Consider the following 25882-nt stretch of genomic DNA (forward strand, 5'->3'; position numbering starts at 1 on the left):
GTGGCGTATTACTCGAAGATCGGTTCGAAACCGGCATCGCTAAGCGCGGTGGCTCGGGCTTCCATCCAGTCGGCAGTAAACGCCTCGTCATCACTGGGGGCGTCTTGCATAAAGCTTTCCCAGGCGCTTAGCAGTACATCCTGACGTTCAACTAGCTTATCCTGATGGGCCTGCATTTCATCAGTCCATACGTCGATCTCTTTGTAGTACTCCACGACCGCATCGTGGAACGGCACTACCCATTGAAGATCTTGCTGTTCCAAGGCGTAGCCAAGCGCCCCTGGGGCGTTATCTTTGTAGTCGTCGAAATTTTCCTGCATGGCCTTGATTAGGCCATAAGCGACGTTGTCATCCAGGTCTTGGTTGGCGACCACAATGGGGTATGGGTAGCTAGCGCTGGGCACCGGGTTTTCGGCGCTGATGCCACCAGCCCCAGACGTGACTTCGTGCGGGCGGAAGTAGGGCGCAACGGCGGCCATGCGCTCCCAGCCGGCTTCGTCGTTGGGGTCTAGCACTGGCCAGCTAATGCCGCGAGGGCTACTGGCCAACTGCTGGGCGGGCGGGGTGACCGTTGTGGTAAAGGAGGCATCCACATCGCCAGCGATAATGCCGTCGAACGAGCGGCCGTAGCCGGGGTAATCAACCCGCTCTACGTCATCCCAGGTTAAACCGCCAAAGGCGAGGTACGCCTCTGTGCCTTTATTGAGCGCATCGTCGCCACGGATATAGGCGATGCGTTTGCCCGCCAAGTCAGCGGGCGTTTCAACATCCAGGTCGCCCGCGAACGCAAGGGAGAGGCCAAAAGAGGCGGTGGAAGTGGTAATCACGCGCAGCGGCTGAGGGCCCCAGTCACGGTCGGCAAACATCATCACACCTTCCGCTCCGTAGTAGCTGGCGATCCCACAGGCGCAAAGGTCAACGCGGCCCTGCTTGAGCGGCGTCATGCGTGATACATCGTTATCACCCGGCAGAATACGTACAGACGAATCGTATTTGTTCTGCAACATATTGCCGATGGCGACGGCTTGGGCATAGCCGCTTGAGTTGGTGCCATAGGCCGTCCAGGCCATGGTGCCGGGCAGTTCAATTTCGTTGGCGTGGCTGACGGCTGCGCCGAGTAGCGATAGAGGTAAGGCGGCAATAAGTAGGCGTTGAGCGAAGGGACGCATTGGGATGCTCCTTTATTGTGGTTGTAGTGACGTTGATGGTGACGTTTAGTTGCTGGTTATTTGATTGAATGTGTTTTGCTGTGCGGTATTGTATTTTGCTTAATGGTCGGGTGATAGTAGAGAAGCCGCTGGGTGGCTGTCAATGCCGTTGTCATCAGAGGTGTCCGTTAGTAAACAACAGGCATAAAAAAACCAGGCAAAAGCCTGGTTTTTCAGAGCGGTAGCGAGAGCAATACTGTTAAGAAAACTCACGCCAAGCGGCGTAGGTGCTTAGAAATACCCGTCCGGTCAGTGCATCCAGAAAGTCACTCTTCTTAAGCTGATCCATTACCGGGCCTTTGACCTCGGATAAATGCAGTTTTACATCGGAGTCTTTTAAACGGGCGTTGATCGCATCCAGGCTCTCTAGCGCCGAGGCATCGATCAGGTTGACCGCCGAACAGATCAGCACAACGTGCTCAAGCTCGGGTTGGCTCGCCACCAGGTTATAAACGGTGTCTTCCAAATAGCGTGCATTGGCAAAGTAGAGGCTCTCATCGATGCGCAAGAGGGCAACGGTATTGACCGTTTCGACATCGTGGCGGGTAGTGTTTCTAAAATGTTCGGTACCGGGCACACGGCCTACCAAGGCGCTATGGGGGCGGCTGGTGCGGTACAAAAATAGCGCAATAGAAAGTGTCACACCGCTAATGATGCCGGCTTCAACGCCTTCGCACAGCGTGAGTAGAATCGTCACCGCCATGGCGGCAAAGTCGCTGCGGGAGTAGCGCCAGGTTTGGCGCAGCATGGGGATGTCTACCAGTGTCAAAATCGAGACGGTGATTGTTGCGGCCAGGGTCGCGATGGGCAGATAGTAGAGCCAACCGGTAAACGACATGGTGACCAGCGCAATACCTAGCGCCGCAAAGGCACCGGCGGCAGGTGTTTGCGCACCCGCATCGTAGTTAATAACGGTGCGGGACAGACCACCGGTTACCGGCATACCACTGGAAAACCCGGCGGCTAAATTGCTGGCGCCCAGGCCCACTAGTTCCTGATTGGGAGAGATGCGCTGGCGCCGTTTAGCGGCCAACATCTGGCCCATGGAGACCGACTCCACAAAGCCGACCAGGCTAATCAGCAGCGCTGGGATTAGCAGTGCCCGCCATAGCGAGTAGTCCGCCCAAGGAAAGCTTAACGAGGGTAAACCACCGGGAATTTGCCCTACTACGGAGACGCCTTTATCGGCCAACTGCCAATGCCAGGTCACCAGGGTGGTAATCACGACCGCAAAGACTGGCCCCGCTTTGGCGATCAAGTCCGCCAGAGTGCGTGGCAGGCCCAGCGTGAGCAGGGCGGCTTTACCGTGGCGCCGCATGGCAATCAAAAACAGCAGGGTTCCACTGCCAATCAGTAGGGTGGGTAAGTTAAAGGTGGTTAAGTTTGGTACCAGGGTGATAAGACGTTCCACCAGGGTAAAGCCACTGCTCTCAACCCCCAGTAGGCTGCCAAGCTGGCTGGCCGCAATCAAAATACCCGACGCCGTTAAGAAGCCGGAGATAACCGGGTGGCTTAAAAAGTTGCTGAAAAAGCCCATTTTCAGCAGCCCCATCACGACCAGCATGCCACCGGAAAGCAGTGACAGGATCAGCGCTGCCTGTAAGTAGGTCTCCGTACCCGCGGCTGCTACTGAGGAGAGCGCGGCACCGGTCATCAGCGCGATGATTGCCACCGGCCCGACCGCGAGGGTTTTACTGGTGCCAAACAGGGTATAGATCAGTTGAGGCAGGATGCTGGCGTAGAGACCCACCACCGCAGGTAACCCGGCTAGCAGCGCATAGGCCAGCGATTGGGGAATGACCATCACGGTGACGATCAAGCCCGCCAAAAGGTCTGCCCCCAATAGGCGTTTATGGTAGTGGGGGAGCCATGTCAGGATCGGCAAGTAGCGCTTTAGCATGGGGTCCTGGTGTTGTAGAAGTGGCAGAACCAAGAGAGTAAGGGATATTCCATTTCATTGCAGTGCTTATATTCATTTTTACTGCGGTAACCCAATGATGACCAAGCGCTTATAGGATTTGTGTCTTCGCCAAAAGTGCTACTTCCTTCCCCCAAAGTGCTACTTCTTTCATAAGCGTTACACGCTAAGCTTAGTCGCAAAGGGGGTTGAACCCCTCAGAAGTAGTATTTTCGATACTCAATAACATCAATAAAAGAGTACAGCTCATGCGCTTACTGCGATTGTGTGTTCCGGTGCTGTTTGTAGTGCTGTCGATAGGGCTTGCCATACAAGGAGGGCTCTGGCGTTATCTGGCACTTCTATTCGCCGCGCTAGGCGGTGGCGCTATGCTACTCAGCGTACTGGAAGGCGTCTACCGAGCCGACCAACGTCGCCTGGAACAGCATCGGCTTGGCTTTAAGCCGCTGCGTGATTACCGTTCGCTTCGCGCCATGGCCTACAGGTTAATGAACCGCGCTAGCAGCACAGCGATTGCCTCGGCAGAAGTGTCGCACTATGCCGATCTGATGGATCAGCGCCTCTCAAAGCAAGAAACCATGGCTCGTGAAGCTTCATCGAGCATGACGGCCATTAATGCAGCCATTATGCAGGTGAGTGCCAGCGCCAGCCAAGTGGCAGCGCTGGCAGAGAGCGCCCGGGAGGCCAGTCATCACAACCATGCTGAACTGGACGATATTATTCAGGACATGAGCGATGTTGCCGACCGCTCAAACCAAGCGCTGGAAATGCTGACCGCGCTGAACGATAAAATTGAGCGTGTACGTAACGTTACTTCCATGATTGAGGATATCGCCGAACAAACCCATCTGCTGTCGCTCAATGCGTCAATTGAAGCGGCCCGAGCGGGTGAACACGGGCGAGGGTTTGCAGTCGTCGCCGGCGAAGTGCGCAACCTGGCACTCAAGACCTCTACCGCAACGCAAAGTGTCGATGAGCTGGTTAAGGATATGCATCAGAGCGGCCAGTCGGTCGTCGCCACTATGGGCCAGTTAATGACCCGTATCAGCAAGCGCTCCAAGGGGCTACAAGTGGTCGGCAACAGTCTGGGTACGATGACTCAAGAATTCGACCAAGTGCAGAGGGAAATTACCCGTGTTGCCGATGCCATGGAAAACACTCGCGAACATAGTCAAACCGTGGCGGACAGCCTGAGCCAGTTGGAAGATGATGTCGATGAAGGCAATCGTAATATGCATGATTTGGCCGAGCAGGCCCGGGCATTGATGGAGGCTGCCGAAGGGGTCGATGGTGAACTGGCTCAACAGCATTTGGAGGGTCGCCACCAGCAGGTATTCCACGCTGCACGATTAACCGCCGATAAGTTGGGTAAGCTGCTGGAAAAAGCGATTGCCCGCGGGGAGCTTTCAGACACCCACCTGTTCCAGCCCCATTATGAACAGATTCCGGGTACGCAGCCGCCGCAATATAAAACCGGCTTTGATAGTTTCACTGATAGGTACCTGCCCGATTTGCAAGAGCCTTTGCTCACGCAGCTAAGCTTAAGCTATGCCATTGCCTGTGACCGTAAAGGCTATGTGCCGACCCATAACAAAGCGGTCAGTCTTGCACCAACCGGTGACTACGCGCACGATTTAAAGTTCTGCCGCAACAAACGCATTTTCGATGACCCGACGGGCAGCCGATGTGGGGCTCATGAAAAGCCGCTGCTACTGCAAACCTACAAGCGCGATACCGGCGAAATCATGCACGACCTCTCTGTGCCGGTGTATGTGCAGGGTAAGCACTGGGGCGGATTCCGGGTTGGCTACCAGCCTGAGCGTGATATAGCGACTCCCCCTGCGCCCCCTGCGTTGCAGTCAGAGGCCGCCCCAGTACCACCGCTTGCACTAACCAGCCGTAGCGTAGCGCGGGCGTGATTGCCATGCCGACCAGGAGTAGAGCGCGAGCCCGATCCAAATAAGCACAAACGTTGCCAACTGAATAAGGCCCAGGGGCTCGCCGAACACGGTTAAGGCAATCAGAAACTGAATGCTGGGGTTGATGTACATCAAAAAGCCCAGGGTTGCCAAACGCAACCGGCGTGCCGCGCCGGCAAAGGCCATTAACGGCAGCGCGGTCAAAGCCCCACTGGCGATCAGCAGGCCAGTCGATGACGTATCTTGAAGAAAATGCGAGCTGCCGTTCCAGCTTAACCAGGTCAAGGCGATCAGGGCGAGTGGGAATAGCAACAGGGTTTCCACAAACAGTCCCGATAATCCGTCCAGTGGCACCTGCTTACGAAACAGGCCGTAACTGCCGAAGCTTAACGCCAGTAGTAGACTAAGCCAGGGCAGTTCACCCAGCATCACAAACTGCGTGGCAATGGCCACGCTGGCCAAGCCCAAGGCGACCAGCTGCAGCTTGGCCATCACTTCCCGAAGTACCAGCATGCCTAGCGCGACGTTCACTAATGGCGTTAAGAAGTAGCCCAGGCTCGCCTGCAATACCTGCTTCGACTCCACTGCATAAATATAGATACCCCAGTTAAACGCAATCAATAGCGCACAGGCCAACACCCGACCAAGCCGCTTGGGTTCCCCCAATGCGGTGACAACGGGCGGCCAGCGGCGCAGAAGGGTAATCAAGCCGACCAGAAATAGACACGCCCAAATGATACGGTGAATCAATATTTCAAAGGCGGGAATGCCGTCAAACAGGGCAAAAAATAGCGGAAAGCAGCCCCACATGGTGTAGGCGGTTAGCCCATACATAACGCCTTTGACGGCATCTGGATCGCGTGTTGGAGTAGGAAGCATAGCAGCCTCATTATTTAAAGATGCTAATCTAGCATAAACGTTGTCTTGAGACTGACGAATTGGAGGTGTTAAGTGAGTCAACTTAGGAACACGCTAGTGCAGTGTGATCTGCGCTGGGAAGATCCCCAGGCCAACCACGCTCATCTTGAGAAGTTGCTGGGCGAGCTGGATAGCCGCGACACGGATCTTATTGTATTGCCTGAGATGTTTGCCACTGGCTTTACCATGAATTCCCGCGAAATGGCCCAGCCGATGGCGGAAAGTCAAAGCGTTGCCTGGCTACAGGCCCAGGCGAAGGCGCGCAACTGCGTGATGACCGGCAGCGTGGCGGTCGAAGAGGACGGTGAGTTTTATAACCGCTTGATTTGGGCAACGCCGGAGGGGGTGTTAACCCACTACGATAAGCGTCACCTATTCCGTATGGCCGGTGAGCATGAGCGCTACGGTATGGGCAGTGAGCGTAAAGTGGTAGAGCTCAATGGCTTTAAGCTGCTGCTGAGCGTTTGCTACGACCTGCGTTTTCCGGTGTGGATGCGTCAGCAGCCAGCAGAAGGGAAGCATTTCGAGTATGATGCGCTGCTGTGTATCGCCAACTGGCCAGCACCGCGTCGTCATCCATGGCGTACGCTGCTACAAGCCCGTGCGGTAGAGAACTTAAGCTATGTGATTGGCGTTAATCGCGTTGGAGAAGATGCCAAAGGGCTTGCCTACAGCGGCGACTCCCTGTTGGTCGACTTCAAAGGTGAAGCGTTAATTGATAAACCTGCCCATACCCCGTTTATAGAGACGGGCACGCTGGATAAAACTGCCCTTGATGCTTTTCGTGAAAAATTTCCTGCCTGGCAAGATGCCGACCACTTTCAACTGCTGCCAGGAGTGGGTTAATGATGCGCCTTGATCGCTTTTTGAGTGAAACCACGCCATTAACCCGTAGCCTGGCTAAGCGGGCACTCAAAAATGGTGAGGTAACCCTCAACGGCGAGCCGATCAAGCAGTCGGCGACCCAGATCGATACCGATAACGATGTGGTGGTGCTCAACGGCGAGCGGTTGGCGCTGGTAGGGTTGCGCTACATTATGCTGCACAAGCCCGTTGACGTTGAATGCAATGCCCGCCGCGGACTCTATCAGCGCGCGATAGACCTGATAGATCTGCCCAAAGCCGATCGGTTACAGCCGGTAGGGCGGTTGGATGTGGATACCACGGGACTGCTGCTATTAACCGATGATGGCCAGTGGTCGCACCGTGTCACGTCACCGCGCCATCGCTGCGCCAAGGTGTATATCGCCGAGCTAGCGGAACCGATGGAAGGTGCGACGGCGGAGTGGGCGATTGGTCAAGTCGCCGATGGCCTGATGCTGGATGGGGAGGAGACCCCGACGCAGCCCGCAACGCTTAGGCTGCTTTCGCCCACCCAGGCAGAACTCACCATTACCGAAGGGCGCTATCACCAGGTGAAGCGTATGTTTGCCGCCTTGGGCAATCACGTGAACTCACTGCACCGCAGCTCTATCGGTGATTTGGCTTTGGATGCCAACCTGGCGCCCGGCGAGTGGCGAGAATTAACCGCCGACGAAATCGCGCTTTTCTGAGTCCTTGCTTAAGGTCTCTATTAGCCGCTTCCCAAAAGGGTAAGCGGCTTTATTTTATCTGGATATTTATACCGTTATCTTAGTTCTGCCACCAACAATAGCAAGTATCGTGACTCGATAAAGTTAGTAAGTCAGAACTAGTGAGTCAGATGCGCAGCGGCAATCAACGCTTGAGTATAAGCGTGCTGTGGCGCTGAAAGCACCTCTAGGCAGGGGCCTTGTTCGACCACTTCGCCATCCTTGAGCACCATAATACGGTGTGCCATGGCACGCACAACGGCTAAGTCATGGCTTATGAATAAATAACTTAGCTGACGGCGTGCCTGCAAATCGCGCAACAGGGCGACTAGCTGCTTCTGCACGGTACGGTCTAACGCCGAGGTTGGCTCATCCAGCACCAATAGTTCCGGTTCTAAGATAATCGCTCTTGCCACGGCAATGCGCTGGCGCTGACCGCCGGAGAACTCGTGGGGGTAGCGCGCGGCACAGCTCTCGGGCAAACCTACCTCGTGCAGCGTTTGATTAACCCGCTGGGTGACTTCTTCAGTGGTGAGATGGGGGTAGTGAAAGCGCAGCCCCTCGCTGACGATATCAAACACTGGCATACGCGGTGAAAGCGCGCCATAGGGGTCTTGAAACACCATTTGCAGGCGATGGCGGTGGCGGCGTAACGCATCGCCGGTTAGGGCGCTTAGTTTATCCTTGCCAAGGGTAACATCGCCTTGGCTAGTGACCAGCCGCATGACCGCTGACGCCAGCGTGGTTTTACCTGAGCCGGATTCACCGACAATGCCCAGGGTTTCCCCTGGCGCGATTTGGAAATCTATTGGATGCACCGCCACAAAAGCAGGGGGCTGGCGCTTAAATAAGCCGGTCTTAGGGCGCTTAAAGCTCACGCTTAATTGACGAGCGGTCAGTAGCGGCGCTGTATGCTCTATAGCTTGGGGCCTACCTTCCGGCTCAGCGGCCAGTAGCGCTTTAGTGTAATCGCTTTGAGGGTGCTGAAAGACCTGCTCCACCGGGCCGATTTCTTGAATACGTCCCTGGTACATCACGCAAATGCGATCGGCATGGCGGCGCACCAGGTTTAAGTCGTGGCTGATAAACAGCATGCCCATGCCATGATGATCGCGTAGTTCACGCAGCAGGGCGAGAATCTCCTGCTGTACCGTGACGTCCAGCGCGGTGGTGGGCTCATCGGCAATCAGCAGTGAGGGATTGTTGGCAATCGCCATGGCAATCATCACCCGCTGGCGCTGCCCACCCGAGAGCTGGTGGGGCCAGGCATCCAACAATTCGTCCGGGCGCGGTAGTTTCACTTGTTCCAACAGTTCTTTGCAGCGTTCCCGGGCCGCCTGGCCCCGCAGTCCTTGATGCAGCCGCAAGGCCTCACCAATCTGCTTGCCCACCCGATGCAGGGGGTTGAGCGAGGTCATCGGCTCCTGGAAGATAAAACCGACGCGATTGCCACGCACCGTGTTCCACTCAGTTTCCGTTAAAGTGGCCAGATTGGTATCACCTAGCCAGCGTTCGCCTTGAACGCTGGCATTACTGGGCAGCAAATTCACCATGCCCAGCGTCGATACCGATTTACCCGAGCCGGACTCACCGACAATGGCCAGGGTTTCACCTGCATGGAGGGTGAGTGAGAGTGAGTGAACCACCGGGGTGCTATCAAAAGTGACATCAAGGTGTTCAATGCGCAGCAGGGGATTAGGCATGCTGAGTCTCCTGAGCTGGGCCTGCTTGGCGCTGTTGTACGTGGCGGGGATCAAAGGCGTCGCGCAAGCCCTCGCCGATAAATACCAGCAGTGACAGCATGATCGCCAAGGTCATAAACGCCGTGATGCCCAGCCAAGGGGCGTGTAGATTATTTTTGCCTTGGGCAGCAAGCTCACCCAGCGAGGGAGCACCCGGCGGCAGGCCGAAGCCGAGAAAATCCAGAGCGGTCAAGGTGCCAATGGCGCCGGTAAACAGAAACGGAATAAACGTCAGCGTGGCGACCATGGCATTGGGTAGCACGTGACGCCACATGATTAAACGTGACGGCAAGCCCATGGCTTTGGCCGCGCGCACATACTCCAAATTGCGTGCACGCAGGAACTCGGCGCGCACGATATCGACCAGGCCCAGCCACGAAAAGAGCAGCATAATCCCCAGCAGCCACCAAAATCCCGGCTGAACAAAGCTGGCTAAAATAATCAGCAGGAATAGCACCGGTAAGCCGGACCAAATTTCAGTGAATCGCTGACCGATCAAATCAATTTTGCCGCCAAAGTAGCCCTGCACACCGCCCACTACCACACCGACGACTAGTGATCCTGCGGTGAGTGCCAGTGCAAAGGCTACCGAGAGTCGAAAGCCATAAATCACCCGTGCGGTCACATCCCGCCCTTGGTCATCGGTGCCCAGCCAGTGGCGGCTATCCGGCGGGGCCGGAGAAGGGCGGGTCATATTCATGTCCAGGGTCTGATATGAAAACGGAATAATGGGCCATAGCGCCCAGCCATGATCATCAATTTGTTGCTGAACAAAGGGATCCAGATAGTCCGTTCGGGTCGGTAGAAAGCCGTCAAACTCGGTTTCTGGGTAGTCCACCAGCATGGGAAAGTACCACTGGCCGTCGTACTGCATGATGATCGGTTTGTCGTTGGCAATTAGCTCGGCAAACAGGCTAAGAATAAACAGCGTGGCAAATAACCAAAGTGACACCCGGGCACGGCGATTGGCTTTAAAAGCGGACAGTCGACGGCGAGTGATAGGCGATAAACGTGATGATAAAGAGGCCATTATCACGACTCCCGAGTCGAAAAATCGATACGCGGGTCTACCCACACGTAGGTCAAATCGGAAATCAGCTTGAGGATTAAGCCGATCACGGTATACAGGAATAGGGTGCCGAAAATCACCGGGTAATCCCGCTGCATGACCGCTTCGAAACCGAGCAGGCCTAGCCCATCCAGGGAGAAGATCACTTCGATAAGCAGCGCGCCGGTGAAGAAAATACCGATCATGGCGGCGGGTAGGCCCGCGATAATAATCAGCATGGCATTGCGAAACACATGGCCGTAAAGCACGCGCCGCTCGTCGGCCCCCTTGGCGCGGGCGGTAATTACATACTGCTTGTGAATCTCATCGAGAAAGCTGTTTTTGGTTAGCATCGTCAGCGTGGCAAAGCTGCCAATCGAGGCGGCGATAACCGGCAGTGTGATATGCCAGAAGTAGTCTTTGACCTTGCCCCAGGCTGAAAGCTGGTCGAAGTCGGGTGAGGTCAAACCGCGTAAAGGGAATAAGTCCCAGTAGGTGCCCCCGGCAAACAGGACAATGAGCAGGATGGCAAACAGGAAGCCCGGAATGGCATAGCCGACAATCACTAACCCCGACGACCAGACGTCAAACCGGGAGCCGTGGCGTAGCGCTTTTTTAATGCCTAACGGGATAGAGATTAAATAGACCAGCAGTGTCGTCCAGAGCCCCAGTGATATGGAAACCGGCAGCCGCTCGATCATCAGCTCGGTGACCGGGCGGTCGCGGAAGAAACTGGTGCCAAAATCGAGGGTGAGGTAATCCGCCATCATGCCGATAAAGCGTTCGTGGGCGGGTTTGTCAAAACCAAACTGCTGCTCCAGCTGCTCGATAAAGCGTGGGTCAATACCTCGGGCTCCCCGGGAGTCATCGCTGACCTGGACATCGGCGCCCCCCATATCCAAGCGAGTGCTGGCCATGGCGTCGGCGCCTTCAAAACGCGCCAGCATCTGATCAATTGGCCCACCCGGCGCCGCCTGAACAATAATAAAATTGAGTAGCATGATCCCGAAAAGGGTCGGAATCATTAGCAGCAGTCGGCGTAGGGTATAACGGGCCACAGAGCACTCCGAGGTTTATGACGATGAAACCGTTGAGGACAAGCCGTTGCATTTAAGAAGTTGTAATCGGGCCAAAGTTAACGGCCGCGCTGGCGGCGCTGCAGTTCTGCTTCACGGTCAGTGTCTACCCACCACGCATCCAGATCCATGGCGTATTTGGGGAAGGGTTCGGGGTAACCAAACTTATCCCAAATGGCGATGCGGGTCTCCCCAGAGTGGTAGTGGGGAATCACATAGAACCCCCAGCGCAGCACCCGATCCAACGCGCGCGTGGCGGTATCCAACTCTTCACGGCCCTCAGCACTAATGATCTCCTCCACCAGTGCATCGACCGCCGGATGTGCCAGCGCCATCCGGTTACGGCTTTGCGGTGCTTCGGCGGCGGCGCTGGTCCAGAAGTCGCGCTGTTCATTGCCCGGGTTGTTCGACTGAGGGAAATGACTGATCACTATGTCATAGTCATAATTACGCTGTCGGTTTAAATACTGATTAATATCAACGATACGCAGCGACGTCTGTACCCCTAAACGGGCCATGTTGCGGAGCATTGGCTGCACCACCCGTTCAAGCCCTGAGTCGTAGAGCAGCACTTCCAGGCTTAAAGGCCGCCCGGTTTGTTGGTTAACCAGTATGCCGTCTTCAACGCTATAACCTGCCTCGCGGAGGAGATCGAGCGCTTTACGAAGCCGCTCACGCAGCTCGATGGGCTGATCGATAGGCAGGGGCTGAGTGAACAAACGGTCAGAACCATGAGAGGCAATCAACTCCTCCCGAAAGGGCTCCAACAGCGCCAGTTCCTCCTCAGAGGGTAAGCCGGTGGCTTCCATCTCTGAATTTTGGAAAAAGCTCTCGGTGCGCTGATAGGTACCGTAAAAAATATTGGTGTTGAGCCACGGGAAGTCGAAGGTCAGGCTCAACGCTTCCCGCACCCTGGGGTCTTGGAACTTCTCTTTACGCAGGTTGAAAACAAACGCCTGCATCATCGAAGGGTTAACGTCCGGTACCGTTAGCCGCTTTACCAAGCCCTCTTCATAAGCTGGGAAGTCGTAGCCAATTGCCCAGGTGGCGGCGCGGGCATCGGTACGAAAGTCGGTGAGACCCGCTTTAAACGCTTCCCAGGCAATATCCCGATCACGGTAGTAGTCGTAAATGATGCGATCAATATTGTATCGGCCAACGTTGACCGGCAAATCTTTACCCCAATAATCTTCATCGCGCTGATAAACAATTCGCCTACCTGGGTCTACTTCGCTAATGCGATAGGGCCCGGAGCCTGGGTGTGCCGCAAGGGTGGGGGAGGTGAATTCGCGGGGTTCCCAGTAGTGGCGGGGGAGTATGGGTAACTGGGCGACGATTAACGGCAGCTCTCGGGATTGAGTGTCGTTGAAGGTGAACCGTACCTGATGCTCATTGAGGGCAATGGCTTCTTCCACCCCCGCGTAGTAACTGGCGTAAAACGGATTTCCCTCTTCGCGGAGCAGGTTAAGCGAGAACACTACATCGTAGGCCGTGACAGGTTCCCCGTCTTGAAAACGCGCTTCAGGGCGCAGGTCGAACTCAATCCACTCCCTGTCAGGGTCAAGGCGCACGCCTTCGGCCAGCAAGCCGTAGAGGCTAAAGGGCTCATTGGGGTTGCTGGCCATAAGGGTGTCATAAATTTGTGAAATGCCGGTAACTGGCGTGCCGCGAATAATAAACGGATTGGTCGAGTCAAAGCTGCTCCCCACGGCGGTATGGGTAATGGTGCCGCCTTTGGGGGCCTGTGGGTTTACGTGAGGGAAGTAGGGGAAGTCGGCTGGCAGCTCGGGGCTATCGTAAAGCGATAACCCATGAACTGTTTCAATAGGAACCACGTTGTTTGCGTCGGTGTTCAAATCACCCACCACATTAGTGTTGGTGGCGGTGATAGACGTCGACTCTGACGCTATTGTTTCGGCGTCTGAAGCCAGTATTGAAACGTTGGACAGCAGGCCACTGATGAGTAGAAGCGTTTTCGCAAAAAACAAACCACGCGGCATTTGAGACATCCCATGTGAACAAAGCCAACTAGTTAACCCGGTTTAACGCCCTGAAAGTGTCAGCAGTTGGCCTGGTTGCAGAGTGCTGGGGCGGTCAATCGCATTCCAGCGTATAAGGTCTTGCTGGTCAATATTATACCGGGCCGCAATCGCAGAGAGACTGTCGCCTCTTTCAACGCGGTGGGTATTGCCACGGCTGTTTTGCGCAAGCGCTTGGTTGCTGTCTTGTGTTTGACTGCCGCCTTGAGAAAGCTGCGCTAGCATCTGGGTATCCACTTCTTCAGGTACCAGCAGTGTCTGAGCACTACGGGGGTCAATGCTGCCATTGAGCAAGCCAGGGTTTAATTCGGCTAACGCGGTTTGGCTGACACCCAGCAGTTGAGAGGCTTCTGAGAGCGTCACTGCTTGGGCCAACTTAACTTTAGCGAAGGCCGGATCAACATGTATTTCCGGCAAGCTGACACCGTACTGCTCAGGGTCGTTAATGATGGTCGCGATGGCTTTCAGTTTGGGCACATACTGCATGGTTTCATAGGGCAGCGAGAGATCCCAGTAATCACCGTTTAGGCCTTGGCTTTGGGCCTGGCGTCGAGCGCGGTTAACGGTGCCTGCGCCGGCGTTATAAGCCGCTAATGAAAGCATCAGATCGCCTTCATACCACTGATCGGCCTGCATTTCCAAGTAGTCCAGCGCCGCTTCGGTGGAGGTTAAAACGTCTAACCGGCCATCGTAGTTTCCGTTGCGTACCAAACCCAATGCATCACCAGTGCCGGGCATAAACTGCCATAGCCCAGCAGCGCCGCGATGACTTCGCGCGCCTGGGTCAAAGGAGCTCTCGACGAAGGGTATTAACGCGACTTCACCAGGCAGGCCACGCTCGCTAACTTGCTGGGTAATCCAGGCAAGCCAGGGAGAGGCGCGTTCGGTGATAGTAGCAATGTTTTCGGGGCTGGAACGGTAGTGCTCAACCCATTCGTCTACCCGTGCTTGGGCCTCGTCTGGCAGTGACTTCTCTTGCCACTGAAAGCTTTTACGCAGCGTTGTCCAAGCGTCCTGAGGTTCCAGCTCCAGCGCCTCCCAAAAATGGATTCGGAACGGCGTGGGGCGTGGTTTTGTAGCGTCTACTGATTTACTGGTTGATGCCGTAGATCCTTCATAGGCTGTCGCAGAGGCTTGTGAGCTTGCCGCAGCGGCTAACATTAGGCCCATTATTACGGTACTGCCAGCGCTCAGCATCAAGCGCTGGCGAATCGTTCGATAGGTCATAGTTGCATTCGTTTGGTTTCGATAGCGTTCTTAAAAACGGTTCTTCCACTCGCGTAGAGTGGTGAACGTAGCGAGATCATCATTATTAACACCCTGGGTGCCTGCCGCTTGGCGCACGCTATCAGTGCCCACACGGAGGTAGGGATTAATTTTCAGCTCGCGTCCTATCGTGCTGGGTAAGGTGGGGCGATCCAATGCCCGCGCCTTTTCACACTCCTGCAAGGCGTGTTTGACGTCTTCGTTTTCAGGATCCGCAGCACGGGCAAACGTTAGGTTTGCCTGAGTGTACTCATGGGCTGCAAAGACCAGTGTATCTTCAGGGAGTTCCGCAAATTTTTTCAGCGCGGTGTACATTTGCTCCGGGGTACCCTCGAATAAACGACCGCAACCCGCGCAAAAAAGGGTATCACCGCAGAACAGTAGTGCAGGGATACCCGCTGTGAAGTAGCTGATATGATCCAGCGTATGGCCGGGGGTCGCCATGACGTCAAACAAGCGACCCATAATGCGGACTTCGTCGCCATCACCCACGGTTTCATCGATGCCTTCAATCTTGGGATTGTCGGGGCCGATAACGTGCGGAGAGTAGCGTTTAATTAATTCTGCTAAACCACCGGTATGATCATGATGATGGTGAGTAATCAGAATGCAGCTTAGGGTGAGCGACTCACGCTCAAGAAACTCGATCACCGGGGCAGCTTCACCGGGATCCACCACACAAACGCTTTGACTGGTATCTTGTCTTAATAGCCAAATATAGTTGTCGCTAAGGGCGGGGATCGGTGTCACGCTCATCATCGGCGAGATCCTTTAAGTTACGAAAAAACACATCAAACATTGCGCTTATTAGCGCTAAATCGGTGCGTAAAAGGCGTTAAAAAGCCGTTACTGTGGAGGGAAGCGCTGTTCATGTCAAATTCGACGATGGCCACGACACTGGCTAAGCGCTTACAAAGTAGCCAGCCTTATTGGCAAACAGAGGCGGGGCGTTCGCTGTGGGAAACACAGCGTGCCTGCTTAGGGCCCGTTGTGGAATCGCGTGTGGGCGGCCACAGCTTGGAAATGAGCATGGGGCCGGCACTGATGACCATGTCGGCCATTGCGCACCCCATACGCTGGTTGCCTACGCGTCAGTTAGCCGAAAACGATAGCACCTTGGTATGCCCACCGGATCAGCTTGCGCTGCCGGATCGCTGTTTAGATGTGATGGTCATCCACCACTGGCTTGAGCACTTAACCGATGCCCACTTTACGCTTCAGGAGGCTGCGCGTGTCACTGCTGACAACGGCATTATGGTGCTGTTTGGTTTTAACCCTGTCGGTGTGAGTGGTCTTACCCGGCAGTTGCGAAAGCGCCAACAGACGTTTCCCTTGAGCGGTACCTGGCGCTCGGCTAGCCGCCTGCGGGACTGGTTGGCGTTTGTCGACTTTGAGGTGGAGCGGGTAGACTATTGCTGTTTCAGGGGGCGGATGAACGCCAAGTGCGGTGAGTATTGGGAGTCGTTAGGGCGGCGGCATAACCTGCCGCTGGGCGAAAGTTATATGATTCAAGCACGCCGACAGCAGCGCCAAGCGCCAGTGCAGCGTTTGAAATTTGGTTTGAAGGCGCCAGTGTCCCCGGCGTCGTTGGGAGTTACCCGCTCAGGCTCATCCACCCACTACCAAGCTTATCAAACGCCTCCCGCTAGAACATCGCAAGCCAAAACACGGCAAAAGGATAGGCACACAGCTGATTCAAATAAAGCTGATCCACAGAAGCCTGTTTTACATAAATCTGTTTTACATAGACCGGGGGATCAGGAGATTGACTAAAGAGGCGGCGGGAGATCTACCTCGGGTAACGGTGTATACCGATGGGGCTTGTAGGGGCAACCCAGGGCCCGGCGGATGGGGCGTCGTGCTGGCGAGTGGCGAGCATGAGAAAACCTTGAAAGGCTATGAAGCAGATACCACTAATAATCGCATGGAGTTAATGGCTGCGATTATGGCGCTACGCACCCTCAATACCCCTTGTGAAGTGGCGCTTTGGACTGACTCCCAATATGTACGCCAGGGGATTACCCAGTGGATTCATAACTGGATCAAGCGCGGCTGGAAAACCGCTGCCAAGCAGCCGGTCAAAAATGCCGAACTGTGGAAGACCCTGCACGAAGAGACCCAGCGCCACCAAGTCGAGTGGCACTGGGTAAAAGGGCATAGCGGCCACCCTGGCAACGAGCGCGCCGATGCGCTGGCCAATGAAGCGATTGATGAGCACCAAAAGAGGAGAGCATGATGCGTCAGGTGATCTTGGATACTGAAACCACGGGTATTGACCCCAAAGATGGCCATCGCCTAGTCGAAATTGGTGCTATTGAGATGGTCAATCGACGCTTCACTGGTCGCACTTATCACCAATACATCAATCCTGAGCGGCATATCGATGCTGAAGTAGTCGCCGTTCACGGGATTGATGATGCCAGAGTCGCTAACGAGCCGGTATTCGCGGCAATTGCCGATGAGTTTTGGGCATTTATCGAAGGCGCGGAGCTGGTGATTCATAACGCCCCCTTCGATGTGGGCTTTATTGACCACGAGCTGGGCATGTTGAATCGGCAGCGTAAATCCCCTGTGTTGGGGCCGGTAAGCGATCATTGCGGCGTATTAGATACGCTGACCATGGCGCGGAAGATGCACCCCGGTCAGCGCAACAGTCTTGATGCATTGTGCAAACGCTACGATATCGACAATGGCCACCGGGTACTGCACGGCGCACTGTTAGACTCTGAAATCCTCGCCGAAGTCTACCTGGCGATGACCGGTGGGCAGACCGCGCTGACCTTGGACGCGGCCTCCGCAGCGGAACAGGAACAGGCGGATACCTCCAATGAGGGAATGTCGATTCAGCGGCTTTCTTTAACGCCGGGCCAGTTGCGCGTGGTGCGGCCAACAGACGAAGAGCGAGCGGCCCATCAGGCCAAGTGCGAGGCGCATCAATTGAACTGGTTTGAGGAGGGTGCGGCCAGCGATGCTTAGGCGAGAAATCCCCCATCACGAACAAGCTGGTCGGGTTATTCGGCTGTCGCGTAGCCTATTGGCGCCCGCACCGTTAAACGGTAGTGAAGAGTTGACCCCGCTGCAGCCCTATCAACCCTGGACAGAGCAGATGCAGCCGCTGTGTTACTGGGATGATGAACCGGTGGCGCTGCTTGTGGAATCCAAAGCTGGAAACGATTGGATTGATGGTCGTCAATGGATGAGCGAGCTTTCAACCGTTTGGTTTAGCCTGCTTTCCACGGCGCTGCAGGTAGGTGCTTGGTTAGAGAATCACCGTTTCTGCGGCCGCTGTGGTGCACCGGCCACCAAGCTAACTGCGGAATTTGCTATGCACTGCCACGCCTGTGGGCACCGCAACTATCCGCGTATCTCACCGTGTATTATCACGCTGGTGACCAGCGGGGAGGCGATGCTGCTTGCCCGCAGTCCGCGCTTTCCACCCGGGCGCTACTCCACCTTGGCGGGTTTTATCGAGCCTGGGGAGTCAGCGGAAGAGGCGGTGCATCGTGAAGTGTTTGAGGAAGTGGGCGTGCATATCGATCAACTGCGTTATCACCAAAGTCAGGCGTGGCCATTCCCGCACTCGTTGATGTTTGGTTACTTCGCCGAAGCCACCACCCGGCGCATTCGCATCGATGGGGTGGAAATTAGCGATGCGGCGTGGTTTTCACCTCGTCAGTTGCCCTCTCTGCCGCCGCCTTACTCGATATCCCGCGAACTAATCGAAACCCATTTGGCACGCTGGCGCGAAGAGTAAGCGGCGCCGCGTGCCGATATGACGATTACTCGCTAGGGAATAAGCTAGTCAGCTTAGTGGCCAGCATGACATTACCAGTCGCTTTTAGCTTACCGGTCATAAAGGCCGTCATACCATTGATCTCACCGCTCATAATGCCTTTTAGCGTGTCAGTGGTTAGGCTTAAGCTGACAGAAGGATCGTCGTGCTCACCTTCTTGTACGTCCAGCGTGCCATCTTGGATATTTAAGTAGTAGCTGCCCGCATCGGTAAAGTGAAACTGGAAAACTTCATCCATGCCCTTTGCCGCTTCCGGATTAAAACGCGCTTTTAACTTCTCAAGGGTGTTGTTTGACATAACATATCTCTCGGTTAAGTAGATCAGGCTAAGGCTAGCGACCAGAGCCAAAAGAAACAATCGTAAAGGCAAGCGAGGTTATTTCATACGGGCGTTCCAATCAAGCGCGCTAGTCACTATCAGCATACGCATATACAACGCACGAGCTATAAAGGAATTAATCCTCTAATGGAGAACGTCAATGAGTGAATGGGTAGCAGAGATAGGCACCTTTGTTGTGCAAACCACCATCGTGATGGCGCTGATAGGCTTTGGCCTGCTGCTGATTGCACGAACCAAGCAGGACAAAGAGAGCGAGCTGAAACTCACGATCGAGCCACTTAACGATCAACGACGCCGCCGTGTCCGGCGTTTGCGGCTGGCTGCCACGCTCCCTGGTGCGCGCAAAAAACTGCTGAAACTATTTCGCAGTGAAGATAAAAAGCGTCACAAGGAGCACAAAACGGAGCAAGACGGCGCCTCAGCGCCAAGGGTTTGGGTGCTCGACTTCCATGGCGATCTGAAAGCCTCGCAAACCGAGCATTTTGCTCAAGAGGTATCGGCCATCATCGGTGTCGCCGCTAAGGAAGACGAGGTAGTGGTGCGTCTTGAGTCCGCGGGTGGCCTGGTGCATGCCTATGGGTTGGCAGCGGCGCAGTTAGACCGGCTGCGTACGGCGGGGTTAAACACAACCGTCTGTATCGACAAGGTGGCGGCAAGCGGTGGTTACCTGATGGCCTGTACTGCACAGCACATCAAGGCCGCGCCTTTCGCAGTGATTGGTTCCATCGGCGTGGTGGCACAAGTTCCCAATATTCATCGCCTGCTTAAGCGCCATGATGTTGACGTCGAACTGCTTACCGCCGGTAAATACAAACGTACCTTAACCGTGCTGGGTGAAAATACCGAAGAGGGTAAAGCGAAGTTCTTGGAGGATTTAGAGAATACGCACCGCTTGTTTAAAGGCTATGTGGCAGAACGGCGTCCCAGCATGGATATTGACACCCTCGCCACAGGCGAGATTTGGTACGGTAGCGAGGCGCTATCTTTACAGCTTGTCGACAGCGTAGGGACTAGCGAAGCCTATCTGGTAGAACGTATGACCGAGGCGCAAGTATTCACAGTGAAGCTAGAAGCCCCTAAAACCGTCAGTCGTAAACTGGGGTTGGCCATTTCAGAAGGTGTTGAAAAAGCAGCGCTGAAAGCGCTTGGTCTAATCGACGCCGCTGGGTGGCAGCGGCGCTGAGATTAAACCCTGAAGCGTTATGCAGCGTAATGGTGTGCCAAGGTGTCAATCACGGCCTTGGCGCTTTCGCTGCTTAACGAATAATAGATGGTTTGTGACTCCCGTCGGGTATCGACGAGCTCATCACGCCGCAAAATAGCCAGATGTTGCGAAAGTGCCGACTGACTTAACGCAAGCTGTTGATTAATTTGCGTCACTGACAGCTCTTTCTCGGCAAGAAGGCAGAGGATTTGCAGCCGTTTTTCATTGGCCAACGCTTTTAGCAGGTTGGTTCCCGCCTCAATAGCGCGACAGTTATGTTCAAGCAGGCGTGTAGCGGCGCTTGTAGAAGCAGACATAATGATCTCCTTGCCTACACTGTTACATCAGCGTTTTATAAGCATTGTTTTAAAGGCGTCGTTTTAAAGGCATTGCTGTACGTTGTCGAGGCATCGTCGCGTCGCGAGGACCATGTTGTTTAATGATCAGTAATTTAGCGAGTTTTGTCCAAACTTCTGTTTAACGGTTAATCAATGGTAGTCATTCGACATCTTGTCGACAATGTTGGTACCTGTCTACCGCTTTGGTCGCTATTTAGCCCATAGTATGAGGGAGAAATATCGGTTTCCTTTATAAAGTGTCAACAATTCTCCTTGATCGTTACTACAAAAAAGATAGGGACACCATGAGCCGCTACCAACACACCTTCCAACGCTCCATCGAACACCCTGAATCGTTCTGGGCCGAGCAGGCCAAACGTATTCCCTGGTATACGCCGCCCAAAACCATTCTCAGCTACGATGAGCAGAGCCCTGGGAAAGAGCATGCTCGTTGGTTCAGCGACGGTGAAATGAATCTTAGCTACGCTGCACTGGATTATCATGTCGAAAATGGGCGCGGTGATCAGGCGGCGATTTTCTGGGATTCGCCTGCCGCACAAGCCAAGCTCACCCTTAGCTACCGCGAAATGCGCGATAAAGTGGCGTATTTCGCGGGGGCGCTAACGCAACTAGGCATCACTAAGGGGGATCGCGTGGTGATTTATATGCCAATGATCCCCGAAGCGCTGGTGGCCATGTACGCCTGCGCGCGGCTTGGCGCTATTCACTCGGTGGTATTTGGTGGCTTCGCTCCCCATGAGCTGGCGGCGCGGATTGAAGACGCCGAGCCTAAAGTGGTGGTTGCCGCTTCCTGCGGTATCGAGCTGGGCAAGGTGTTGCCCTATAAGCCAATGGTAGACCAAGCCGTTGAATTAAGCGCCCATAAGCCGGATGCCTGCGTCGTTTATCAGCGTGAAGCGCACCGGGCTGAACTGGAGGAGGGCGATTACGACTGGGAAGAGTTGGTTGCGAAGGCGCCGTTTGCTGAATGCGTGCCGGTGAAGGGAACCGACCCGCTGTATATCCTCTATACCTCAGGCACCACCGGAAAACCCAAAGGTGTTATGCGCGATACGGGTGGCTACGCGGTAGCGCTGGCCTATTCGATGCAGGCGATCTACGCCATGGAGCCCGGTGAAGTGTTCTTTACCGCCTCGGATGTGGGCTGGGTCGTTGGGCATTCCTACATTGTTTACGCCCCCTTGCTACTTGGTTGCACCACGGTGGTATACGAAGGGAAGCCGGTAAAAACTCCCGATGCGGGCAGCTTCTGGCGCTTGATCGAGGAGTACCGGGTGAAGAGTTTCTTCACTGCGCCCACGGCCTTCCGTGCGATTAAGAAAGAGGATCCTGATGCTAAACTGTTACTGAACTACGATATCAGCAGCCTAAAGCACCTCTATGTGGCCGGAGAACGCCTCGATCCACCCACGTTTCACTGGCTGGATGACCTTTTGGACGTGCCGGTGATTGATCACTGGTGGCAAACTGAAACCGGCTGGCCCATCGCCGCCAACTTGCCCGGCATAGAGGCCGTGCCCACCAAAGCGGGATCCGCAACGTTCCCCGTTCCTGGCTTCAATGTGCAGGTGCTCAACCGTGATGGTGAACAGGCCAAACCCATGGAGCAGGGCAGTGTAGTGATCAAACAGCCCATGCCGCCAGGTTGTTTGACCGGCGTTTGGCGCGACGAGAAGCGTTTTCATAGCGCTTATATGGCGGCGTTCCCCGGTTATTATTTGACCGGCGATGGCGGTTATTTTGATGAGCAGGGTTATCTGTTCATTATGGGCCGTACCGATGACGTTATTAACGTGGCAGGGCACAGACTCTCGACCGGTGAAATGGAAGAGGTGGTTGGCGCCCATCCCGCGGTGGCCGAGTGCGCGGTGATTGGGATTCATGACGATCTTAAAGGGCAATTGCCGATTGGCTTGGTGATTCCTAAAGATGGTTTTAATGGCGATGAAGCGACGCTGGAGGCCGAGCTCATTGCGCGGGTTCGCGAGCATATTGGCCCAATTGCCTGCTTCAAGCAGGTGTTAGTGGTCGACCGCTTACCCAAAACCCGTTCGGGTAAAATTCTGCGCAAGCTACTGCGCACGATTGCCGATGGCAAAGAGTTTGGTATTCCCTCCACCATTGATGACCCCACCAGCCTGACCGATGTTCACGCCGCCATGCGTGAACGCTCGGTAGGTGCCGCTGATAAAGCCACACCGCTGGATTGATGCGGCTACTTTTTATTAGCCAAGTGCGAGGGCATGCAGATTGCCAAGGGGTGGCGGCTTCCATCCCTTGGCTTTTAATATCATGTATAAGCCGTATAATGCGCTCCCCAGAACAGCGCCAGTTTTATCAACGTTGATTTGGCGATGCGCTTACTACCCGAGGGTTCCCTAACCCCTCTTATCTATTAAAAAAAGGTCTACCCGCATGTTTGCATTGAGTGAGACTCAACACCGCCGTTGCCTAATGGTGATGGTGGCTTTCCATATCGGCATTATTGCCGCCAGTAACTATCTCGTTCAGCTGCCGTTTACGCTGTTTGGCTTTCATACCACCTGGGGCGCGTTTAGCTTCCCGTTTATTTTTCTAGCCACCGACCTAACGGTACGTCTGTTTGGCAAAGGGCCGGCGCGATCGATTATTCTGCGCGTTATGCTTCCCGCACTGCTGGTCTCCTATGTGGTATCCGTGGTATTTCCCCGCGGCAGCTTTGCCGGGATTGAGGCACTTTCGGAGTGGAACCTGTTTGTCGCCCGTATCGCCCTCGCCAGCTTCCTGGCCTATGTGATTGGCCAGTTGCTGGATGTACAAGTGTTTGACCGCTTGCGCCAGTGGGCATGGTGGGTGGCACCCGTTTGCTCAACGGTGTTGGGTAACCTAGCCGACACCTTTGCATTCTTCTCGGCGGCGTTCTATAACAGCCCAGACCCGTTTATGGCCGCCAATTGGATAGAAATTGCCGCCGTCGACTATGCCATTAAGCTCGCTATCAGCCTGCTGTTTTTCCTTCCGCTGTATGGCTTGCTGCTTGCCTGGCTAACGCGCCGCTTGGTGGTTTGGACAGGCCAGGTGGATGCCGAGCCCCGTACGGCGTAATCGCGTAAACACACAGAGTCCGCAAGGCTGAGGAGCTAGCATGACTGACGTTGCCACCGTTGATCTCCACTTTATCGATATGCCCGCCGAAGAAGCCGCCGCGGATACACCTCCGCTGGTGGTGATTCATGGTTTGCTGGGGAGTGCCGATAATTGGCGTTCGCACTTAAAAGTGTGGCAGGGCAGCCGCCGGGTGATTGCGCTGGATCTGCGTAACCATGGCCGCTCACCCCATGCAGAGGGAATGCGTTACGCCACCATGGCGGATGACGTGATAGCGCTATTGGACAAGCTCTCGATCGAGCGCGCTCATGTGCTGGGCCACTCCATGGGTGGCAAAGTGGCGATCAGTTTGGCGCGCTTGGCACCTGAGCGGGTGGCGTCGTTGATTGTGGCGGATATTGCCCCGGTGGCTTATGAGCATGGCCACGATGATGTGTTTGCCGCGCTCGATAATGTGCGGGAAGGTCAACCCAAAAGTCGTCGTGAAGCCGATGATCTGCTGGGCGAGCATGTTGAGTCGCGACCCACACGGCTGTTCTTGGCCACTAATCTGGTGCGCAATGACGATAACGTGATGGCGATACGGGTGGGCTTAGATCAGATCAAGCGCGGTTATAGCGACATTATCGGCGTGCCCGATGGCGAGCAGCCTTTTGAAGGCCCGGCGTTGGTGCTACGCGGCGGCGATTCTCACTATGTGGCTGACGATATGATCCCCGCGCTGCGTGAAGTGTTACCCCGCGCTCGTGTGGTAACGCTCAAAAATGCCGGCCACTGGCTACACGCCGACCAGCCGGAAGCCTTCCAGCAGGCAGTGACGGCGTTTCTAGACGCGCAATAGATGCGTGTTCAAATACTTAAGAAGCGCTGTTTTATCAGAGTGGCGTGACCGTTAAGCCGTGCTGCTCTGGGTAATGCAGGGAACGGTTCAAAATTCGGTAGCTATCCACATCAAAGCTTGCGGGCGCTGCTGTAGCGCCCGCTGACTGCCCCTCAATAGCAATGCTGCCCGGCCACGGCCAAACATTGACCTGAAGCTGGGTGAGCGCTTCCTGCGCCCGCTGGGTATGCGCTGCTATCGACTCCTGACCATTGCACGCGCCACACGGCACTTGCCCTCCTGATTGGCAAAACAACGCCCCTTACCTTTTGCAAAAATTAAAGCTGTTTCGCTCATGGGCCGCCATGGTAGTGGATGGAGAGCTATTAATACTTGGTTATAAAGTGTGTGGATCTACTGCTAAACGCGATACGGGCAGCGTCTCGTCAGTAAGGCCCATTTTGTGTAGAAAGGTTTCAAAGTCAGCGTAACGGCGGCTATCTAACGCCGCGGGGCTCAGCGCCATGCGGCGCAGGATGTCCTCCCAGGCGTTGGCGTTAATGTCATTATCGAGCACAGGGTGCGCGCTAATCAGCAGCTCCCAGGCGGCGTCAGGGTTGTCGATAATCCAGTGGCTGGCTTGCTCAACGGCAAGCACGAAGCGAGACCAGGTATCAGCGCGGCGCGCAAGCGTATCGCTATTGGCCAATACCACCAGGCCGTCATTACGGGGGATATCTAACTCATCGAAGCGAATGACGTGAGTGTTAATGCCTTCAGTCGCCAACTGCTGAGGAAGGTAGTGGTAAAAGCCATCGGCGACCGCGTCAATCTGACCCTCCCGCATTGCTCGAATGGGGTCGAAGTGCAGGTTGATGGGCGGGGTGAAATCATCGGTTTGCTGTACCGAGCGGGGGAGTAAACGCGGAATGCTCAGGTCGCGGCCTTCTCCGGTAGTATAACCGTAGTGTAACCCTGCCAAGGTATTTTCGGTTTCCGCCTGCTCCTCGCCCGCCACAATGACTGCCGTCAGCGAGGTTTCGATCAGTGTCGCGATGCGGACGATTGGCGCGCCGTTATGAGCCTGCATATGAAGCAGCGGCTGGCGGGTCAGCGCCAAATCGACTTCACCTGCGGTTAGCAGCTTGATAGCGATGGAGGGGTCGGCCGGTGACTGAATCTCCACTTCAAGTCCTTGGGCAGCGTACAGCCCTCGCTCTTTAGCAATCACCAAGGCTGCGTGCTGCGGGCTCAAGTACCAATCCAGCATTAGCGTGATGTGTTTAACCGGCGGTGGTTCGAGCGGCGGTGCCGGGGTTTGCGCCGTGGTGGGCACTTCCTCGACGCTTTCGCTGTCAATGTTTCGCCAAAATGCTTCCGGCACCTCAACATCTGTATCTAGCGTCAGCGGGGCCGTTTCTGAAGGGCTTTCTTCGCGCTCTTCATTTGCGTAAATAACTGAATTAGAAAACAATAAGGTGACGATAAGACTCAACAGGATAGGGTGCCAACAGCGTAAGAGGCAACGCAACATAGTCAGTAACTCCAGGGGTTGTAACGGCGAAGTGTAGCCG

At 55.1% G+C, this 25882-nt stretch carries 24 protein-coding genes; 11 read left to right on the plus strand and 13 right to left on the minus strand.

Features of this window, described 5'->3' with window-relative positions; genetic code table 11:
- Window positions 1–8 precede the first annotated feature (8 nt).
- Entirely contained in the window at window positions 9–1169 is a 1161-nt protein-coding gene (locus tag HALTITAN_RS16875; RefSeq protein WP_009287820.1) for a TAXI family TRAP transporter solute-binding subunit, read from the minus strand.
- Window positions 1170–1407: 238 nt separating this feature from the next.
- The gene (locus tag HALTITAN_RS16880) at window positions 1408–3108 is read right to left on the minus strand and encodes a SulP family inorganic anion transporter (RefSeq protein ID WP_027959558.1); all 1701 of its coding nucleotides are present in this window, start codon (window positions 3106–3108) and stop codon (window positions 1408–1410) included.
- Window positions 3109–3374: 266 nt separating this feature from the next.
- Here HALTITAN_RS16880 and HALTITAN_RS16885 point away from each other — a divergent pair, with 266 nt between their 5' ends.
- Window positions 3375–5045, plus strand: coding sequence for a methyl-accepting chemotaxis protein (locus HALTITAN_RS16885; RefSeq protein WP_039859833.1), 1671 nt, complete (start codon window positions 3375–3377; stop codon window positions 5043–5045).
- On the opposite strand, the gene rarD is transcribed toward HALTITAN_RS16885, so the two are convergent.
- Window positions 5016–5924 carry an EamA family transporter RarD gene (rarD, locus tag HALTITAN_RS16890; RefSeq protein ID WP_022523340.1) on the minus strand — a complete coding sequence of 303 codons (909 nt, stop codon included), beginning with the start codon at window positions 5922–5924 and terminating at the stop codon, window positions 5016–5018. The genes HALTITAN_RS16885 and rarD overlap by 30 nt on opposite strands.
- 72 nt (window positions 5925–5996) lie before the next feature.
- On the opposite strand from rarD, the gene HALTITAN_RS16895 reads away from it, so the two are divergent.
- Window positions 5997–6809 carry an amidohydrolase gene (locus tag HALTITAN_RS16895; RefSeq protein ID WP_009287824.1) on the plus strand — a complete coding sequence of 271 codons (813 nt, stop codon included), beginning with the start codon at window positions 5997–5999 and terminating at the stop codon, window positions 6807–6809.
- Window positions 6810–6811: 2 nt separating this feature from the next.
- A complete protein-coding gene (locus tag HALTITAN_RS16900) occupies window positions 6812–7516 on the plus strand; it encodes a pseudouridine synthase (protein WP_027959554.1) in 705 nt (234 codons plus the stop codon).
- 137 nt (window positions 7517–7653) lie between these two features.
- Here HALTITAN_RS16900 and HALTITAN_RS16905 read toward each other — a convergent pair whose 3' ends face one another.
- From HALTITAN_RS16905 to gloB, 6 genes are all read right to left on the minus strand, one after another.
- The gene (locus tag HALTITAN_RS16905) at window positions 7654–9237 is read right to left on the minus strand and encodes an ABC transporter ATP-binding protein (RefSeq protein WP_039859834.1); all 1584 of its coding nucleotides are present in this window, start codon (window positions 9235–9237) and stop codon (window positions 7654–7656) included.
- Window positions 9230–10306: an ABC transporter permease gene (locus HALTITAN_RS16910; RefSeq protein WP_027959552.1), complete on the minus strand. Its 1077-nt coding sequence runs from the start codon at window positions 10304–10306 to the stop codon at window positions 9230–9232. Before HALTITAN_RS16910 ends, HALTITAN_RS16905 begins: the two co-directional genes overlap by 8 nt.
- A 2-nt stretch (window positions 10307–10308) precedes the next feature.
- A complete protein-coding gene (locus tag HALTITAN_RS16915) occupies window positions 10309–11382 on the minus strand; it encodes a microcin C ABC transporter permease YejB (protein ID WP_007114307.1) in 1074 nt (357 codons plus the stop codon).
- Between the two features lie 77 nt (window positions 11383–11459).
- A complete protein-coding gene (locus tag HALTITAN_RS16920) occupies window positions 11460–13400 on the minus strand; it encodes an extracellular solute-binding protein (protein ID WP_027959551.1) in 1941 nt (646 codons plus the stop codon).
- A 42-nt stretch (window positions 13401–13442) separates the two neighbouring features.
- Window positions 13443–14666 (minus strand): transglycosylase SLT domain-containing protein, encoded by a 1224-nt coding sequence (locus HALTITAN_RS16925; protein WP_009287827.1) that lies wholly within the window; start codon window positions 14664–14666, stop codon window positions 13443–13445.
- Window positions 14667–14696: 30 nt separating this feature from the next.
- The gene (gloB, locus tag HALTITAN_RS16930; RefSeq protein ID WP_009287828.1) at window positions 14697–15464 is read right to left on the minus strand and encodes a hydroxyacylglutathione hydrolase; all 768 of its coding nucleotides are present in this window, start codon (window positions 15462–15464) and stop codon (window positions 14697–14699) included.
- A gap of 111 nt (window positions 15465–15575) precedes the next feature.
- On the opposite strand from gloB, the gene HALTITAN_RS16935 reads away from it, so the two are divergent.
- The 4 genes from HALTITAN_RS16935 to nudC are packed head-to-tail and all read left to right on the plus strand — an operon-like array spanning window position 15576 to window position 18459.
- Window positions 15576–16478, plus strand: coding sequence for a class I SAM-dependent methyltransferase (locus HALTITAN_RS16935; RefSeq protein ID WP_039859835.1), 903 nt, complete (start codon window positions 15576–15578; stop codon window positions 16476–16478).
- Entirely contained in the window at window positions 16471–16941 is a 471-nt protein-coding gene (gene rnhA, locus HALTITAN_RS16940) for a ribonuclease HI (protein WP_022523349.1), read from the plus strand. Before HALTITAN_RS16935 ends, rnhA begins: the two co-directional genes overlap by 8 nt.
- Window positions 16941–17681, plus strand: coding sequence for a DNA polymerase III subunit epsilon (dnaQ, locus tag HALTITAN_RS16945; protein ID WP_039859897.1), 741 nt, complete (start codon window positions 16941–16943; stop codon window positions 17679–17681). The genes rnhA and dnaQ overlap by 1 nt, the downstream gene beginning before the upstream one ends.
- A complete protein-coding gene (nudC, locus tag HALTITAN_RS16950; RefSeq protein WP_039859836.1) occupies window positions 17674–18459 on the plus strand; it encodes an NAD(+) diphosphatase in 786 nt (261 codons plus the stop codon). The genes dnaQ and nudC overlap by 8 nt, the downstream gene beginning before the upstream one ends.
- Before the next feature lie 25 nt (window positions 18460–18484).
- Here nudC and HALTITAN_RS16955 read toward each other — a convergent pair whose 3' ends face one another.
- On the minus strand, window positions 18485–18796 hold the full coding sequence (locus HALTITAN_RS16955; RefSeq protein WP_022523352.1) for an SCP2 sterol-binding domain-containing protein: 312 nt from the start codon (window positions 18794–18796) through the stop codon (window positions 18485–18487).
- Between the two features lie 181 nt (window positions 18797–18977).
- Between HALTITAN_RS16955 and sohB the strand changes: the two genes are divergently transcribed.
- Entirely contained in the window at window positions 18978–20021 is a 1044-nt protein-coding gene (gene sohB, locus HALTITAN_RS16960; RefSeq protein WP_022523353.1) for a protease SohB, read from the plus strand.
- A gap of 17 nt (window positions 20022–20038) precedes the next feature.
- On the opposite strand, the gene HALTITAN_RS16965 is transcribed toward sohB, so the two are convergent.
- Window positions 20039–20359 carry an ArsR/SmtB family transcription factor gene (locus HALTITAN_RS16965; RefSeq protein ID WP_022523354.1) on the minus strand — a complete coding sequence of 107 codons (321 nt, stop codon included), beginning with the start codon at window positions 20357–20359 and terminating at the stop codon, window positions 20039–20041.
- 278 nt (window positions 20360–20637) lie between these two features.
- Here HALTITAN_RS16965 and HALTITAN_RS16970 point away from each other — a divergent pair, with 278 nt between their 5' ends.
- The 3 genes from HALTITAN_RS16970 (at window position 20638) to HALTITAN_RS16980 (ending at window position 24329) form a co-directional block, all read left to right on the plus strand.
- Window positions 20638–22611 carry a propionyl-CoA synthetase gene (locus HALTITAN_RS16970; protein WP_009287830.1) on the plus strand — a complete coding sequence of 658 codons (1974 nt, stop codon included), beginning with the start codon at window positions 20638–20640 and terminating at the stop codon, window positions 22609–22611.
- Window positions 22612–22816: 205 nt separating this feature from the next.
- On the plus strand, window positions 22817–23485 hold the full coding sequence (locus tag HALTITAN_RS16975; RefSeq protein WP_009287831.1) for a 7-cyano-7-deazaguanine/7-aminomethyl-7-deazaguanine transporter: 669 nt from the start codon (window positions 22817–22819) through the stop codon (window positions 23483–23485).
- A gap of 40 nt (window positions 23486–23525) precedes the next feature.
- Complete coding sequence (locus HALTITAN_RS16980) at window positions 23526–24329, plus strand: alpha/beta fold hydrolase (protein ID WP_009287832.1); 804 nt, start codon at window positions 23526–23528, stop codon at window positions 24327–24329.
- Between the two features lie 34 nt (window positions 24330–24363).
- Here HALTITAN_RS16980 and HALTITAN_RS16985 read toward each other — a convergent pair whose 3' ends face one another.
- The gene (locus HALTITAN_RS16985) at window positions 24364–24600 is read right to left on the minus strand and encodes a hypothetical protein (protein WP_039859839.1); all 237 of its coding nucleotides are present in this window, start codon (window positions 24598–24600) and stop codon (window positions 24364–24366) included.
- A gap of 105 nt (window positions 24601–24705) precedes the next feature.
- Complete coding sequence (locus tag HALTITAN_RS16990; RefSeq protein WP_027959544.1) at window positions 24706–25842, minus strand: ABC transporter substrate-binding protein; 1137 nt, start codon at window positions 25840–25842, stop codon at window positions 24706–24708.
- Between the last annotated feature and the right edge of the window lie 40 nt (window positions 25843–25882).

The organism is Vreelandella titanicae BH1, assembly GCF_000336575.1.
Lineage (GTDB): Bacteria > Pseudomonadota > Gammaproteobacteria > Pseudomonadales > Halomonadaceae > Vreelandella > Vreelandella titanicae.

Bases quoted from the DNA above. Each gene is read 5' to 3' on its own strand.
- HALTITAN_RS16875 (WP_009287820.1), bottom strand. From the start codon at position 1,169: ATGCGTCCCTTCGCTCAACGCCTACTTATTGCCGCCTTACCTCTATCG.
- HALTITAN_RS16880 (WP_027959558.1), bottom strand. From the start codon at position 3,108: ATGCTAAAGCGCTACTTGCCGATCCTGACATGGCTCCCCCACTACCAT.
- HALTITAN_RS16885 (WP_039859833.1), top strand. From the start codon at position 3,375: ATGCGCTTACTGCGATTGTGTGTTCCGGTGCTGTTTGTAGTGCTGTCG.
- rarD (WP_022523340.1), bottom strand. From the start codon at position 5,924: ATGCTTCCTACTCCAACACGCGATCCAGATGCCGTCAAAGGCGTTATG.
- HALTITAN_RS16900 (WP_027959554.1), top strand. From the start codon at position 6,812: ATGCGCCTTGATCGCTTTTTGAGTGAAACCACGCCATTAACCCGTAGC.
- HALTITAN_RS16905 (WP_039859834.1), bottom strand. From the start codon at position 9,237: ATGCCTAATCCCCTGCTGCGCATTGAACACCTTGATGTCACTTTTGAT.
- HALTITAN_RS16910 (WP_027959552.1), bottom strand. From the start codon at position 10,306: ATGGCCTCTTTATCATCACGTTTATCGCCTATCACTCGCCGTCGACTG.
- HALTITAN_RS16920 (WP_027959551.1), bottom strand. From the start codon at position 13,400: ATGCCGCGTGGTTTGTTTTTTGCGAAAACGCTTCTACTCATCAGTGGC.
- HALTITAN_RS16925 (WP_009287827.1), bottom strand. From the start codon at position 14,666: ATGACCTATCGAACGATTCGCCAGCGCTTGATGCTGAGCGCTGGCAGT.
- gloB (WP_009287828.1), bottom strand. From the start codon at position 15,464: ATGATGAGCGTGACACCGATCCCCGCCCTTAGCGACAACTATATTTGG.
- HALTITAN_RS16935 (WP_039859835.1), top strand. From the start codon at position 15,576: ATGTCAAATTCGACGATGGCCACGACACTGGCTAAGCGCTTACAAAGT.
- dnaQ (WP_039859897.1), top strand. From the start codon at position 16,941: ATGCGTCAGGTGATCTTGGATACTGAAACCACGGGTATTGACCCCAAA.
- nudC (WP_039859836.1), top strand. From the start codon at position 17,674: ATGCTTAGGCGAGAAATCCCCCATCACGAACAAGCTGGTCGGGTTATT.
- HALTITAN_RS16955 (WP_022523352.1), bottom strand. From the start codon at position 18,796: ATGTCAAACAACACCCTTGAGAAGTTAAAAGCGCGTTTTAATCCGGAA.
- sohB (WP_022523353.1), top strand. From the start codon at position 18,978: ATGAGTGAATGGGTAGCAGAGATAGGCACCTTTGTTGTGCAAACCACC.
- HALTITAN_RS16965 (WP_022523354.1), bottom strand. From the start codon at position 20,359: ATGTCTGCTTCTACAAGCGCCGCTACACGCCTGCTTGAACATAACTGT.
- HALTITAN_RS16975 (WP_009287831.1), top strand. From the start codon at position 22,817: ATGTTTGCATTGAGTGAGACTCAACACCGCCGTTGCCTAATGGTGATG.
- HALTITAN_RS16980 (WP_009287832.1), top strand. From the start codon at position 23,526: ATGACTGACGTTGCCACCGTTGATCTCCACTTTATCGATATGCCCGCC.
- HALTITAN_RS16990 (WP_027959544.1), bottom strand. From the start codon at position 25,842: ATGTTGCGTTGCCTCTTACGCTGTTGGCACCCTATCCTGTTGAGTCTT.